General features: G+C 70.4%; 17 protein-coding genes. 12 read left to right on the plus strand and 5 right to left on the minus strand.

Going from position 1 to position 13,920, the window contains the following annotated elements; all coding sequences use genetic code 11:
• The first annotated feature begins 31 nt into the window (after positions 1-31).
• Both AC07AW_RS24995 and AC07AW_RS25000 read left to right on the plus strand, forming a co-directional pair.
• Complete coding sequence (locus AC07AW_RS24995; protein ID WP_478817668.1) at positions 32-655, plus strand: FMN-dependent NADH-azoreductase; 624 nt, start codon at positions 32-34, stop codon at positions 653-655.
• 139 nt (positions 656-794) lie between these two features.
• On the plus strand, positions 795-1,685 hold the full coding sequence (locus AC07AW_RS25000) for a glycoside hydrolase family 19 protein (protein WP_478817669.1): 891 nt from the start codon (positions 795-797) through the stop codon (positions 1,683-1,685).
• Positions 1,686-1,691: 6 nt separating this feature from the next.
• Here the strand turns inward: AC07AW_RS25000 and AC07AW_RS25005 are convergent, their stop codons facing one another.
• Positions 1,692-1,868 (minus strand): DUF397 domain-containing protein, encoded by a 177-nt coding sequence (locus AC07AW_RS25005; protein WP_478817670.1) that lies wholly within the window; start codon positions 1,866-1,868, stop codon positions 1,692-1,694.
• Positions 1,865-2,701, minus strand: coding sequence for a helix-turn-helix domain-containing protein (locus AC07AW_RS25010; RefSeq protein ID WP_478817671.1), 837 nt, complete (start codon positions 2,699-2,701; stop codon positions 1,865-1,867). The genes AC07AW_RS25005 and AC07AW_RS25010 overlap by 4 nt, the downstream gene beginning before the upstream one ends.
• 157 nt (positions 2,702-2,858) lie before the next feature.
• On the opposite strand from AC07AW_RS25010, the gene AC07AW_RS25015 reads away from it, so the two are divergent.
• A complete protein-coding gene (locus AC07AW_RS25015; RefSeq protein WP_478817672.1) occupies positions 2,859-3,272 on the plus strand; it encodes a hypothetical protein in 414 nt (137 codons plus the stop codon).
• Between the two features lie 45 nt (positions 3,273-3,317).
• Entirely contained in the window at positions 3,318-4,112 is a 795-nt protein-coding gene (locus AC07AW_RS25020; RefSeq protein WP_478817673.1) for a DUF2785 domain-containing protein, read from the plus strand.
• Positions 4,113-4,117: 5 nt separating this feature from the next.
• On the opposite strand, the gene AC07AW_RS25025 is transcribed toward AC07AW_RS25020, so the two are convergent.
• Positions 4,118-5,101, minus strand: a complete 984-nt coding sequence (locus AC07AW_RS25025) for a hypothetical protein (protein ID WP_478817674.1) — start codon at positions 5,099-5,101, stop codon at positions 4,118-4,120.
• A gap of 36 nt (positions 5,102-5,137) precedes the next feature.
• Between AC07AW_RS25025 and AC07AW_RS25030 the strand changes: the two genes are divergently transcribed.
• From AC07AW_RS25030 to AC07AW_RS25040, 3 genes are all read left to right on the plus strand, one after another.
• Positions 5,138-6,499: an aminotransferase class III-fold pyridoxal phosphate-dependent enzyme gene (locus AC07AW_RS25030; protein ID WP_478817675.1), complete on the plus strand. Its 1,362-nt coding sequence runs from the start codon at positions 5,138-5,140 to the stop codon at positions 6,497-6,499.
• 68 nt (positions 6,500-6,567) lie between these two features.
• Complete coding sequence (locus AC07AW_RS25035; protein ID WP_478817676.1) at positions 6,568-7,263, plus strand: GntR family transcriptional regulator; 696 nt, start codon at positions 6,568-6,570, stop codon at positions 7,261-7,263.
• Positions 7,264-7,378: 115 nt separating this feature from the next.
• Positions 7,379-8,029 carry a hypothetical protein gene (locus AC07AW_RS25040; protein ID WP_478817677.1) on the plus strand — a complete coding sequence of 217 codons (651 nt, stop codon included), beginning with the start codon at positions 7,379-7,381 and terminating at the stop codon, positions 8,027-8,029.
• Between the two features lie 75 nt (positions 8,030-8,104).
• On the opposite strand, the gene AC07AW_RS25045 is transcribed toward AC07AW_RS25040, so the two are convergent.
• The gene (locus AC07AW_RS25045) at positions 8,105-8,809 is read right to left on the minus strand and encodes an SLATT domain-containing protein (protein ID WP_478817862.1); all 705 of its coding nucleotides are present in this window, start codon (positions 8,807-8,809) and stop codon (positions 8,105-8,107) included.
• A gap of 281 nt (positions 8,810-9,090) precedes the next feature.
• Here AC07AW_RS25045 and AC07AW_RS25050 point away from each other — a divergent pair, with 281 nt between their 5' ends.
• From AC07AW_RS25050 to AC07AW_RS25060, 3 genes are all read left to right on the plus strand, one after another.
• A complete protein-coding gene (locus AC07AW_RS25050; RefSeq protein WP_086825272.1) occupies positions 9,091-9,426 on the plus strand; it encodes a YbaB/EbfC family nucleoid-associated protein in 336 nt (111 codons plus the stop codon).
• A gap of 66 nt (positions 9,427-9,492) precedes the next feature.
• On the plus strand, positions 9,493-10,092 hold the full coding sequence (gene recR / locus AC07AW_RS25055; RefSeq protein WP_132915978.1) for a recombination mediator RecR: 600 nt from the start codon (positions 9,493-9,495) through the stop codon (positions 10,090-10,092).
• 35 nt (positions 10,093-10,127) lie between these two features.
• Entirely contained in the window at positions 10,128-10,796 is a 669-nt protein-coding gene (locus tag AC07AW_RS25060) for a DUF5063 domain-containing protein (protein WP_478817678.1), read from the plus strand.
• On the opposite strand, the gene AC07AW_RS25065 is transcribed toward AC07AW_RS25060, so the two are convergent.
• Positions 10,786-11,184 carry a hypothetical protein gene (locus AC07AW_RS25065; protein ID WP_478817679.1) on the minus strand — a complete coding sequence of 133 codons (399 nt, stop codon included), beginning with the start codon at positions 11,182-11,184 and terminating at the stop codon, positions 10,786-10,788. The genes AC07AW_RS25060 and AC07AW_RS25065 overlap by 11 nt on opposite strands.
• Before the next feature lie 333 nt (positions 11,185-11,517).
• Between AC07AW_RS25065 and AC07AW_RS25070 the strand changes: the two genes are divergently transcribed.
• Positions 11,518-12,789: an aspartate kinase gene (locus tag AC07AW_RS25070; protein ID WP_478817680.1), complete on the plus strand. Its 1,272-nt coding sequence runs from the start codon at positions 11,518-11,520 to the stop codon at positions 12,787-12,789.
• Positions 12,786-13,853 (plus strand): aspartate-semialdehyde dehydrogenase, encoded by a 1,068-nt coding sequence (locus AC07AW_RS25075; protein WP_478817681.1) that lies wholly within the window; start codon positions 12,786-12,788, stop codon positions 13,851-13,853. Before AC07AW_RS25070 ends, AC07AW_RS25075 begins: the two co-directional genes overlap by 4 nt.
• Positions 13,854-13,920: the final 67 nt, after the last annotated feature.

Raw genomic sequence — 13,920 nt, forward strand, 5'->3', positions numbered from 1 at the left:
CAGCCCCTGTGACTCCCAGGAGACGATCCCCATGGCCACGCTGCTGCACATCGACACCTCCTTCAACGGCGAGAACTCCCACTCCCGCGCCGTCACCGCCGCCTTCCGCAAGGCCTGGGAGGCGGAGCACCCCGAGGGGACGGTGATCTACCGCGACCTCGCGGCGGAACCGGTCCCGCACCTGGAGGCCGCCGCCTACTACGCGGGCGGCACCGACCCCGCCTTCGCCCTGCGTGCGGAACTGATCGAGGAGGCCGAGCGGGCGGACGTGATCCTGCTCGGCGCGCCGATGTACAACTACACGATCCCCTCCACCCTGAAGGCGTGGCTCGATCACGTCTTCCTCGTGGGCCGCACCTCGATCACCGAGAACCCCTCGCTCGCCGGCAAGCGGGCCGTCGTCGTCACCAGCCGTGGCGGCTCCTACCGCGAGGGCACGCCGCAGTACGGCAACGACTACGTCGAGAGCTACCTGCGGCTGGCGCTCGGTGACATGTTCGGCCTGGACGTCAGCTTCATCACCCCCGAGCTGACGCTGGCCCCGTACGTCCCGGCGATGGCCGAGCTCGTCCCGCTCTTCGAGTCCTCCCGTACCGAGTCCCTCGCGGCGGCCGAGTCCCTCGCCAAGGAACTGGCGGTGCAGCTGGCCGCGTAAGGCCGGTGACCGCGTAAGGCCGAGAACGACCCCACGATGCCGTGGGGTCGTTTTCTGGTCTAGACCTTGACAGGTTCAGACCAATCACGCTTCGCTGTGGCTTCCCCACCCGGACCCCACCCGGAAGGAAGTACGCACCATGCTGCGTAAGTTGGTCACCCTGATGGCCGCGCTCTGTACGGCCGTCGGCCTCGCGGTCCTTCTCCCCACCGCCTCGGCGGGCGCCGCCCCCGCCTGCGTGGCCGCCTGGAACTCCTCCAGCGTCTACACGGGCGGCATGACCGCCTCGTACAACGGCCACAACTGGTACGCCAAGTGGTGGACCCAGAACGAGCGCCCCGGCTCCTCGGACGTCTGGCGCGACGAGGGCACCTGCGGCACCGGCGGAGGCGGCACGGACCCGAACCCCTCCGGATTCGTGGTCTCCGAGGCCCAGTTCAACCAGATGTTCCCGAACCGGAACCCCTTCTACACGTACGCCGGTCTCGCCGCCGCCCTCAAGTCGTACCCCGGCTTCGCCACCACCGGCAGCGACACGGTGAAGAAGCAGGAGGCGGCGGCGTTCCTCGCGAACGTCTCCCACGAGACGGGCGGGCTCTACTACATCGTCGAGCAGAACACGGCCAACTACCCCCACTACTGCGACACGACCCAGCCCTACGGCTGCCCGGCCGGCCAGGCCGCGTACTACGGCCGGGGCCCGATCCAGCTGTCCTGGAACTTCAACTACAAGGCCGCCGGTGACGCCCTCGGCATCGACCTGCTGAACAACCCGTGGCGGGTCGAGCAGGATCCGGCCGTCGCGATGCAGACGGGCCTCTGGTACTGGAACACCCAGAACGGCCCCGGCACGATGACCGCCCACAACGCGATGGTGAACGGCGCCGGCTTCGGCGAGACGATCCGCTCGATCAACGGCAGCCTGGAGTGCAACGGCGGCAACCCGGCCCAGGTCCAGAGCCGGGTCACCAAGTACCAGCAGTTCACCCAGATCCTGGGTGTGCCCGCGGGGGCGAACCTGTACTGCTAGCGGTCCTCAGCCCTGCCAGGCGACGAACGCGGTCCAGGAGGACGGCTCCACGGCGAACGTGGGGCCGTCCTGCACCTTGGAGTCGCGGAGGTGGACGGCGTGAGGGCAAGTGGCCACCTCGACGCAGTTGCCGCCACCGCCGTCGCTGTAGCTGGACTTGAACCAGTGCAGGGTCTCGTTCATCTCCGTACTCCCGCCAACTCCTCGATGACGCCCAGCGACCTGCGCGGATCCAGGGCCTGTGCCCGGATCTTCGCATATCGCTGCCGGTGGGTACTGACCTTCGTCCGGTCGGTGATCAGCAGGCTCTCTCCCTGGATCTCAAGGTAGGTCACCTGGTCGTGCTCCGGAGTCTCCACGACGTTCAGGTCGCCTCGGTCGCCCGCGTACTTGCCTCCCAGGCCGGCGTCCATCGGCAGCACCTGGAGGTTCACGTTGCTCCTCCGGGCGCACTCCGCCAAGTACGCCAACTGCTCCCGCATGACCTCCTCGTCGCCGATCACACGCCGTAGCACCGATTCATCGAGCACCAGCTCGATCTCGCACACCAGCTTCCGATCGAAAAGCGCCTTCCGTCCCATCCGGCCGACGACCAGCTCCTCGGCCCGCTCCGTTGTCGGCTCCGGGTAGCTTCCCGTGATCAACGCGCGCGCGTACGCCTCCGTCTGGAACAGCCCGTGCACCACGTGGTTCGCGTACAGGCACAACGCCACCGCCTTCTGCTCGATCGGCGCGTACCCGCGGAACTGCTCCGGCAGCTTCTCCAGTCGTACGAGCTCCCGCATCTCCTCGAAGATGCCCGTGCCGCCGCCCAGGACGCGTTCGAGCTGGACGAGCATGTCGTCGCTCACCGGGTGGATGAGGCGTTCCATGGCGCTGATCGCCGCTCCCGTGAAGCCCATCTGGGCGCCCTCGTACTCCTGCGTCCAGCCCTTCTTCTGCCGCAATCTCTTTGCCACTGCGGCCGCCATCCTGGCCGCAGGTCCGACTGTTTCCTTGTTCTCCGCTCGCGCCATTCGCGCTCCCCATTCGGACTCAACCGATCTCAACCGGTCTCAACTGCTCCCCGCCGAATTCGACTGCGCGAGGGGCGTGTTGGCGCAGGTCAAGGGGTTGCCGACGCGCCCGCCGCAGTCGTGGAAAACGCTAGCGCCGACGCGGGAACATGGTCCTGTGAATGCAGAGAATCGGGAAGTGAATGTGGATTGGATTCCTGTTTCCGGATTCCAACTCCGTAAGGCGGGCGTACAATTCGACGCCGTTCGAGTGGACGGTGACGAAGGGCGCCGGCTGGCCGACTGGATGGAGGCGCTGACGGGGGGAGACCCCGGTCCCGTCGTCATCGAGGCGAACGGTCGGCGAGGGGTGTACTTCCTCGTGCCGCCCGGCACCACGGCGCACAAGTCCTGGCCGCGCGGGGTGACCCGCTTCAACGCGGGCCCGGCCCACGTGAGTTACGTACCGGTCCCGGCTCTCACGGGGAGGACCTGGCCCCTGGCGTGGCGTTTCCCGCCGACGTGCCCGGACCGCTTCGTCCACCCGCTGCTCCTGCGGAGCGCGGTCGCGGAACTGCTCGCCGATCGGTGAAAAATGCCCGGCGTGAGGTCACGGTGTCCGATTACCGTGCGCACGGTGACCGACTGGACCAGCATCGAAGCCGCCGACTACGCCGTACCTGCCGGCCGTGACCTGGGGGAACTCGTCGAGGAGCTCTCCCGCGCCCTTGCGGATCCCGATCCGCTGATTCGCGACGGGGCGCCGTACTCCGTCCTCTCCACGTGGATCGAACGCGGGGTGATCGACGGGACACGGCGGTCGGCTCTCGGGGACGAGATGGCCGACCGGTTCAGGGATCCGGAGATCCAGGCCCGCACCTTCGCGCCGCTCGTGCTCGACATGCTGGTGGCGAAGGGGGACTTCAGGGCGGAGTGGGTGGACGCGTTCGCGCGCTGGTACCCGGCGGAGGAGGACCTGCGCGGGTACGACGAGAAGCTCGGCTGGCTGCACGCGGTCGCGCACGGCGCGGACCTGCTCGACCGATTCGGGCGTCACACCGAGGTGGACCCGGTGCGGATGCTGGACCTCGCGGCGGCGCGGCTGACGGCGCCGACCGGTCACGTCCTGGACCAGCTGGAGGACGACCGGCTCGCGCGGGCGATCGCCCGCGTCCTCACGCGCACCGACATGAGCGAGCGGGACGCGACGGGATGGCTGGACGCGATCGACGCCGAGTTCGGCGCGGACCGGATCGTCACGCCGGTGCCCGCGCAGCTCTCCAACTGCCTACGCACGCTCCGCCTGCTGTACGTCCTGGCGGACCGCGGCGTACGGCCGGCGGCCCAGGGCGCGGCCCCGGAACCCCTGCACCACCGCGAGGCGGTCAAGACCCGTCTGGCCGAGGTCCTCGACCGGATCGTCGCGCGCTGAACCGTTCAGCCCCGCTTGACCAGCCAGGTGAAGGCCAGGGCCGGGGTCAGGGCGGCGAGGAAGGCGGGGACGCGGTCGTAGCCCGCCACCTCGAACTCCAGGGCCATCGGCAGCAGCAGGACCAGGCCCGTCAGGAGGATGCCGAACGCGGGCAGGTGGACGTCCGCCTCGAAGCGGCGCAGCCAGTGCAGGTCGTCGACGTCGATGGAGCCCGTCAGGATCCCGCCCGCGACCAGGACCCACGGGCCGCCCCAGATCGCGAAGACGATGACGGCGTACGACCGCCCGTCGCGGGTGCCGTTCTCGACGACGGGCACCTCCGGGTCGCGGGGCGCGAAGTACACCCCGACCTTGGTGCGGCCGGGCACGGGCCGGTCCTCGCGCGTGTACAGACCGCGGACGGTGACCTCGCGCGGCCCGGACTCGTACGGGATTCGCAGGACGAGGTCGGTGAGGTAGTACGGGTCGTGGTCCTCGTCGCCCTCGTGGAACTCGGGCTTCCCGGCCAGGCGGACGACGCCGACCTTGTACTCGTCGTACCCGGCGGCCTCCAGGCGCTCGGTCTCGCGGCCGTAGTCGCTGCTGGTGGTGAAGGCCGTCAGGAAGGCGGCGGCGGTGGCGAAGGGGATGCCGAAGCCGAACACGTACCGCAGGAGATGGTTCGACCGGCGGGTCCCGCGGGACGGCTTGGCCAGCGGGTCCCGGGAGCGGGAGGCGGCCTTGTGCGAGGCGACGGCCCAGGCGGCGGCGAAGAGGACGGAGAGGCCGGCGAGCGCCAGCGGCGCGAGGAGCGGCGGGTACGGGGAGACCCCCGCGAGGGACACGTAGAGGGCGGCCCCGGCACTGAGGACCATCCCCCAGCCGGTGAACGTGGTGGCGGCGCTACGACCGGGCGTGTACATGCCGCGCAGCATAGGTGCGCCGGAGTCGTCCGGGAGGGCCCAGCAAGGTGTCGGGTCCACCACGGTCTCGGTGGACAAGATGGCCATGGCCCGTCCCACCTGCGGTTCCTTACCCTCGGTCCCATGACCCCTCATGTCGAACCCGATCCCCAGGCCGGCGCGGCCGTCAAGGCCGCCGACCGCGCGCACGTGTTCCACTCCTGGTCCGCCCAGGGCCTGATCGACCCGCTCGCCGTGGCCGGCGCGGAGGGTTCGTACTTCTGGGACTACGACGGCAACCGCTACCTCGACTTCACCAGCGGCCTCGTCTACACGAACATCGGCTACCAGCACCCCAAGGTCGTCGCCGCCATCCAGGAGCAGGCCGGGAAGCTCGCGACCTTCGCGCCCGCCTTCGCCGTGGACGTCCGCTCCGAGGCCGCACGCCTCATCGCCGAGCGCACCCCGGGCGACCTGGACAAGATCTTCTTCACCAACGGCGGCGCCGAGGCCGTCGAGAACGCCGTCCGGATGGCCCGTCTGCACACGGGCCGCCACAAGGTGCTCTCGGCCTTCCGCTCGTACCACGGCGCGACCTCCACCGCGATCAACCTGACCGGCGACCCGCGCCGCTGGGCCTCCGACACCGGCTCCGCGGGCGTCGTGCGCTTCTGGGCGCCGTTCCTCTACCGCTCGCCCTTCTACGCCACCACCGAGGCGGAGGAGAGCGCACGGGCCCTCCAGCACCTGGAGGACACGATCGCCTTCGAGGGTCCGGCGACGATCGCCGCGATCATCCTGGAGACCGTGCCCGGCACCGCCGGCATCATGACCCCGCCGCCCGGCTACCTCGCCGGCGTCCGCGAGATCTGCGACAAGTACGGCATCGTCTTCATCCTGGACGAGGTCATGGCCGGCTTCGGCCGCACCGGCAAGTGGTTCGCCGCCGAGCACTTCGACGTCGTGCCCGACCTGATGACCTTCGCCAAGGGCGTGAACTCCGGCTACGTGCCGCTCGGCGGCGTCGCCATCAGCGCCGAGATCGCCGCCACCTTCGACAAGCGGCCCTTCCCCGGCGGCCTGACCTACTCCGGTCACCCGCTGGCCTGTGCCGCAGCCGTCGCCACCATCAACGTGATGGCCGACGAGAAGGTCGTCGAGCACGCCGCCCACATCGGCGAGAACGTCCTCGGCCCCGGTCTGCGCGAGCTCGCCGAGCGCCACCCGTCCGTCGGCGAGGTCCGCGGCATGGGCGTCTTCTGGGCGCTCGACCTGGTCAAGAACAAGGAGACCCGCGAGCCGCTCGTCCCGTACAACGCGGCCGGCGAGGCCAACGCGCCGATGGCCGCCTTCGGCGCCGCGGCGAAGAAGCAGGGCCTGTGGCCCTTCATCAACATGAACCGCACCCACGCCGTTCCCGCCTGCAACGTCTCCGAGGCGGAGGCCAAGGAGGGTCTGGCGGCCCTGGACGCGGCCCTCTCGGTGGCCGACGAACACACCGTCTGACCGCGGAACGGAGAGGCCCCTTCCGTCTGGACTAGGGTGTCCGGAACCGGACGGAGGGGGCCTGACCCATGCCCGCGAGCGGAGCTGTCACTCGCAACACCTTGCGACAGCAGATCGCGGACGCGCTCCGTGACGAAGTGCTCGCAGGGCGTCTCCAGCCGGGCGAGGAATTCACCGTCAAGCAGATCGCCGAGCAGTACGGCGTCTCCGCGACGCCCGTCCGCGAAGCCCTCGTCGACCTCTGCGCGCAGGGCCTCCTCGACTCCGACCAGCACCGTGGCTTCCGCGTCCACCAGTACTCGATCGCCGACTACCGGGGCATGGTCGAGGCCCGGATGCTCGTCGTCGACGGCATCTTCCGCCGCCACGCGCCCGGGACGACCCCGCCGGAGCCCGACCACCACATCGGCGTCGCGCTCGTCTCCGTACGGCGCCGCGGCGAGGCCGCCGCCCGTGCCGCCCGCGCCGGCGACCTGGACATCCTCATCGGCTACGACATCCGCTACTGGCGCGAGCTGGGGCGGCTGGTCTCCGCCAACGACTACATCGCCGACTTCCTCCACCGGCTCCGCGTCCAGGCCTGGGTCTTCTCCGTGCCCTACCTGCGCTCCGAGCGGGACGTCCTCGGCTGGCTGTGGAGCGGACACGTGGACCTGGTCGACGCGATCACCCGCGGCGACGCGGAGGCCGCCGTCCAGGTCGTACGGGACTACAACACGCACTCGCTCGAATGGGCCGACCGCCTGGAGCGGCGCGCGCGGTGAGGCTGCCCGGTCGGGTTGAGGCAGGGGCTCCGGGGGCAGGTGGTCAGCGGGTGGGCGTCGTCGGCCCGGCCGACTACCCTGGCCGTCCCTGCAACTGACGGAGAGCGAGCCTCCCTTGGCCTGTGACCTGTGGCTGGTCCCCCTCGTCGACGTGCTGTGCCACAGCCCCGACAACCCCTTCGCCGAAGAGATAGCCGCCTACGACGCCGTGCTGAGCGCCTCGGGCCTGCCGACGGTGCCCGTCTACGCGTACATGCCGGGGCTCTCCGGCGACGTCGCCCCGGTCGCCGGATTCGACTACGAGGCCCTGCACTTCCTGCGCCGGGCCTACCTGCTCCAGATGTGCGGGCTGCCGGTCGAGCCGGTCGGCGAGCTCGGCGGGGACTACGAGCAGCTCCTGGAGATGTTCGAGGCGACGGCCCAGCAGTCCCACCTGGTCTGGCACTACGACCACGCGGGCGCGTACGTGCCGGTGGAGTTCCCGGTGCCCCTCGCCAGCGACGAGCTCCTCGAAGGCGGGGGGCCGCTCGGCTCCTCGTACGGGCTGCTGCGGGAGCTGGAGTTCGTGGCGCCCGCGATCGGCATCGACCCGGCGAACCCGCCGGCGGCCCCGGAGCCGCCGGACCGGCCCACCACCCTGGAGGAGCCGGCCGCGGCCGTGCCGTCCGAGGACCATCCCTTCGCCCGGGAGCGGCACGTGTGGCTGGGGCTGCACGCGGCGGCGACCAGGAGCCTCGCCCAGGGCTCGATGATCATCCTGAGCTGAGCCTCTCGGCCCCCGGACCGCCCCAGGGGGTGTTGCGAAAGTCCCGCACAGCACCCGGGACTCTCGCAACACCCCCTAGCGGGCCTCCGGGGGCCGCTGGCGCGGCATGTTCGGCCGGGTGCCCGGCGGCAGCGGGAAGCGCCCGGAGGGGTGGGAGCTCTCCGCCCTGGCCGGGACCACGCCGACCGACTGGAGCGCCAGCGGTGCCGGCCCCGAGCGGAACTCGACCATCCAGTCCGCGGTCTCCGCCCGTACCAGCTCCGTCACGTCCTCCGAGAAGCGGCGCAGCACCCCGAGACAGCGCTCGGCGGCCTCGCTGGCCGTGCCCTCCGTGGGGCCGAGCACCTCCCGGACGCTCTCCGATGCCCAGTCGAACTGGAGCGCCTGGAGGCGGCGCTGCACGGCCTGGGCGGTCGCCACGTCCCTTATCCAGCCGGACGTGAGCCCGAAGTACCGGTCGCACGCCATGCAGGCGGCGCCGAGCAGCAGCGACAGATAGCCCCAGCCCGCGGTGCCCTCGGCGACCCCGGTCAGGTCGAGCAGCGGGAGCGCGGCGCCCGCGATCACCCCGAGGGCCGTGCCGATCCGCAGGATCCGGGCGGCGCGGCGCTTCCAGACGCGGTCGGAGAGGTACCACTCGGCGGTGCGCAGGGCGTTCGTCTCGACCCAGCGGTACAGCTCGTCGAGCCGTTCGGCCGGCTCGCCCCAGTCACCCAGGGGGAACGGCGTACCGGTCAGATCGCGGGTGACGTCTCCCCCGGGGGGTCCCGGTGGCTGCATCTCCGGCTGCTGGCTCACCGGGGGACTCCTCTGTTCAGCTCAGCGCTCATGTCCTTCTGTGACGTGCGGTGCACGTGGTGCCTGCCCTTCCTACCGCCGAATGGTGGGCGATGGGCCCGGAATCCCGGGATTTCCGCCCACAAGAGGGTGTTGATCAGGTAGAGGAGCACGCAGTTTCTCACTCGAAAGAGTTGCGTCGGCACCCCGGTCGAGGAGCACGTAGGCTCGGCATACCGACGTTCCGAAGACCAGGACGTTCCGAGCAGCAGGAGTGAGTGACCGTGATCCCCGGTGGTGGCCAGCCCAACATGCAGCAGCTCCTCCAGCAGGCGCAGAAGATGCAGCAGGACCTCGCCCGGGCGCAGGCGGAGCTCGCCGCGACCGAGGTCGACGGCCAGGCCGGCGGCGGCCTCGTCAAGGCGACGGTCACCGGCTCCGGCGAGCTCCGCGGCCTGGTGATCGACCCGAAGGCCGTCGACCCGGAGGACACCGAGACCCTCGCCGACCTGATCGTCGCGGCCGTCCAGGCCGCCAACGACAACGCGCAGCAGCTCCAGCAGGCCAAGCTCGGTCCGCTGGCGCAGGGCATGGGCGGGATGCCGGGCCTGGGCTTCTGAAGCCCTTCTAACGCTCGCTTCCAGCCACTACCGTAAGAATCAAGCACTCCCGAGAAGGGCGCCGGCGTGTACGAAGGCGTGGTTCAGGACCTCATCGACGAACTGGGCAGGCTGCCCGGCGTCGGTCCCAAGAGCGCGCAGCGGATCGCCTTCCACGTCCTCCAGGCGGAGCCCACGGACGTCCGCCGTCTCGCGCAGGCGCTCCTGGAGGTCAAGGAGAAGGTCAGGTTCTGCGCGGTCTGCGGGAACGTGGCACAGCAGGAGCAGTGCAACATCTGCCGCGACCCGCGCCGCGACCTGACCGTCATCTGCGTGGTCGAGGAGCCCAAGGACGTCGTCGCGATCGAGCGGACCCGCGAGTTCCGGGGGCGGTACCACGTCCTCGGCGGCGCGATCAGCCCGATCGAGGGCGTCGGCCCGGACGACCTGCGCATCCGCGAACTGCTCGCGCGGCTCGCGGACGGCACCGTCACCGAACTGATCCTCGCGACCGACCCGAACCTGGAGGGCGAGGCCACCGCGACGTACCTGGCGCGGATGATCAAGCCCATGGGGCTGAAGGTGACCCGGCTCGCGAGCGGCCTCCCGGTCGGCGGCGACCTGGAGTACGCCGACGAGGTGACCCTCGGCCGTGCCTTCGAGGGGCGGAGGCTGCTAGATGTATGACGACAGGGCCGGCGCGCTCTCAGGGAGGCTGCTCGATGTCTGACGCCACACTGCACTCCGTCACGCAGGATCCGGACGACTTCGCGGTCCAGATCGCCGACTCGATCGAGAGCTTCATCGTCGCGACGACCGAGGTCGCCAAGGGCGACGAGCCGGACAGCGCGGTGCCCTTCCTGCTCCTGGAGATCTCCCAGCTGCTCCTGGCGGGCGGCCGGCTCGGCGCGCACGCGGACATCGTCCCGGACGAGCGGTACGAGCCGGACACGGGCCCGGAGCCGGACGTCGACGACCTGCGCGAGCGGTTCGCGGTGATGCTGGACCCGGTCGACGTCTTCTCCGAGGTCTTCGACCCGTACGAGCCGCGCAAGGCCCCGGTCCCGGCCCGGATCTCCGACAACCTCGCCGACATCGTCACCGACCTGCGCCACGGCCTCGCCCACTACCGGGCCGGCCGCATCAGCGAGGCGCTGTGGTGGTGGCAGTTCTCGTACTTCTCCAACTGGGGCCCGACCGCCTCGGCCACCCTCCGCGCCCTCCAGTCCCTCGTCGCCCACGTCCGCCTCGACCAGCCCCTCGCGGAGCTGGACGGCCTCGACACGGACGAGGACCTCACCGAGGACGACCTCGCCGAGGAGGCGGGGCGCGTGATGCTGGAGGAGATCGCGACCCCCCTGGGCCTGCGCGGCCGCCCGCTCAGGAAGTGAGCTTCAGAAGGGCGCTGATGTCCTTCTCGTACGTGAACTCGCGCAGCAGCGTCCCCCAGCCGCCGTGGGGGGCGCGCCGCCAGACGAAGGTGTAGAGCACGGGCAGGCCGTCCTTCACGCGGCGCATGACGATCGAGCCGTACGTGTCGTACGTGCTGGTCGCCAGGAACGTCGCGTCGTCGACGGACTCCCCGATGCGCATGCCCCGCGCCTTCAGGGCGCGGAACCGGCCCATGAACATGTCCTTCGTGAGGGTCACGGTCCGGCCCTCCTCGTCGCAGCGGACGTTCTCGAAGGCGGGGTCGTACGTCGCGTCCAGTGCCTCGACGTCCATCGCGAGGCCCGCGTCCAGGTAGCTGCGCATCCGGTCCGCCAGGGTCTGGTCCATGATCGGCTCCTCTGCTCGGTGCGGTCTGTGCCGTCTGTGCCGTCTGTGCCGTCTGTGCCGTCTGTGCCGTCTGTGCCGTCTGTGCCGTCTGTGTCGGCTGTGCTGTCCGTGCTGTCCGTGCTGTCCGTGCGGTCTGTGCTGTCCGCGGTTCCACCCTGGCCGGGCCCACCGACAGATCGCCGACCGATGACCGACCTTTCGCCGACGAGCCCGGATGATCACTCCCTGAGCCGCGCGTCTCAGGATGTGATATCACGCTGGCGTTTCCGGGTCCCTCGATAGACTGAGCCGATCGCAGCGCCGGCTGCGGCACAGACTGAGCGAGGAGCGCACGTGGGCCTTGTCGTGCAGAAGTACGGAGGCTCCTCCGTTGCCGATGCCGAAGGCATCAAGCGCGTCGCCAAGCGGATCGTGGACACCAAGAAGGACGGCCACCAGGTGGTCGTCGTGGTTTCCGCGATGGGCGACACGACGGACGAGCTGATCGATCTCGCCGAGCAGGTATCCCCGATGCCTGCCGGGCGTGAGTTCGACATGCTGCTGACCGCCGGAGAGCGGATCTCCATGGCCCTGCTGGCCATGGCGATCAAAAACCTGGGCCACGAGGCCCAGTCGTTCACGGGCAGCCAGGCAGGCGTCATCACCGACTCGGTCCACAACAAAGCGCGCATCATCGATGTCACGCCGGGCCGGATCCGCACCGCCCTCGACGAGGGCAACATCGCCATCGTCGCCGGCTTCCAGGGCGTCAGCCAGGACAAGAAGGACATCACCACGCTCGGGCGTGGCGGGTCCGACACGACCGCCGTGGCGCTCGCCGCGGCGCTCGACGCCGAGGTCTGCGAGATCTACACCGACGTCGACGGTGTGTTCACGGCCGACCCGCGCGTCGTGAAGAAGGCGAAGAAGATCGACTGGATCTCCTTCGAGGACATGCTGGAGCTCGCCGCCTCCGGCTCCAAGGTGCTGCTGCACCGCTGCGTCGAGTACGCACGCCGTTACAACATCCCGATCCACGTCCGCTCGTCCTTCTCGGGGCTGCAGGGCACCTGGGTCAGCAACGAGCCGCAAGGGGACCGCAAGGTGGAGCAGGCCATCATCTCGGGCGTCGCCCACGACACCTCCGAGGCGAAGATCACCGTCGTCGGCGTGCCGGACAAGCCGGGCGAGGCAGCGGCCATCTTCCGCGCCGTCGCGGACGCCGAGATCAACATCGACATGATCGTGCAGAACGTGTCCGCCGCCTCCACCGGTCTGACGGACATCTCCTTCACCCTCCCCAAGGCCGAGGGCCGCAAGGCCATCGACGAGCTGGAGAAGGCGAAGACCGCGATCGGCTTCGACTCGCTGCGCTACGACGACCAGATCGGCAAGATCTCCCTGGTCGGCGCGGGCATGAAGACGAACCCGGGCGTCACCGCCGACTTCTTCAAGGCGCTGTCCGACGCGGGCGTGAACATCGAGCTCATCTCGACCTCCGAGATCCGCATCTCGGTCGTCACCCGCGCCGACGACGTCAACGAGGCCGTGCGCGCCGTCCACACCGCCTTCGGTCTGGACAGCGACTCGGACGAGGCCGTCGTCTACGGAGGCACCGGCCGATGACCCCGAAGCCGACGCTCGCGGTCGTGGGAGCGACCGGGGCGGTCGGCTCGGTGATGCTCCAGATGCTCACGCACCACGCGGACGTCTGGGGCGAGATCCGCCTCGTCTCCTCCCCGCGCTCGGCCGGCTCCAAGGCCGCCGTGCGCGGGGCGGAGTGCGAGATCCTCGCGCTCGACGAGGACGTCTTCGAGGGCGTCGACCTGGCGCTCTTCCTGGTGCCGGAGGACATCGCCGCCCGCTGGGCGCCGGTCGCCGTCTCCAAGGGCGCCGTCGTCGTCGACACCTCCGCCGCCTTCCGGGCCGACCCCGACGTGCCGCTCGTCGTCCCCGAGCTCAACGCGCACGCCGCACGGGTACGCCCCCGCGGCATCGTCGCCGGACCCGGCTCCACCACCCTCGCGCTCATCGTCGCCGTGGGCTCCCTGCACGCCGAGTTCGGGCTCTCCGAACTGGTCGTCACCGCCCAGCAGGCCGCCAGCGGCGCCGGCGCCGGACAGGCCGGCGTCGACGCGCTCCGCGCCCAGCTCGGCCTGGTCGCCGGCGGCGGCGACCTGGGCACCCACCCCGGCGACGTACGGCGGGCCGTCGGCGAGAACACCGGCCCCTTCCCCGGCCCCCTCGCGCTCAACGTCCTGCCCTGGTCGGGCACGCCCGGCGCCGACGGAGCCTCCTCCGAGGAGGAGCACGTCCGCGACGAGACCCGCCGGATCCTCGGCCTCCCCGGCCTCCGGCTCTCCGCCACCTGCGTGCGCGTCCCCGTCGTGACCGGGCACTCCGTCTCCGTGCACGCCCGCTTCGAACACCCCGTCCCGGTCGGCCGCGCCCACGAGGTCCTGGCGACCTCGCCCGGAGTCGTGCTCTACGACGACCCGGCCGCCGGCGACTTCCCCACCCCCGCCGACGTCGTCGGCACCGACCCCGCCTGGGTCGGCCGGGTCAGGCGCTCCCTCGACGACGAGCACGCGCTCGACCTCTTCGTCTGCGCCGACAACCTCCGCAAAGGCGCCGCCCTGAACGCCCTCCAGATCGCGGAATCGCTTGTCACGGATTTGTGGGATCTGTGAACGACCTGTGAGCAAAAAGGCGTCAGATACCTCTTGAACTGCGGTGATGTGGTGGTTGACGATGCAT

Source organism: Streptomyces sp. NPDC044003 (assembly GCF_056435185.1).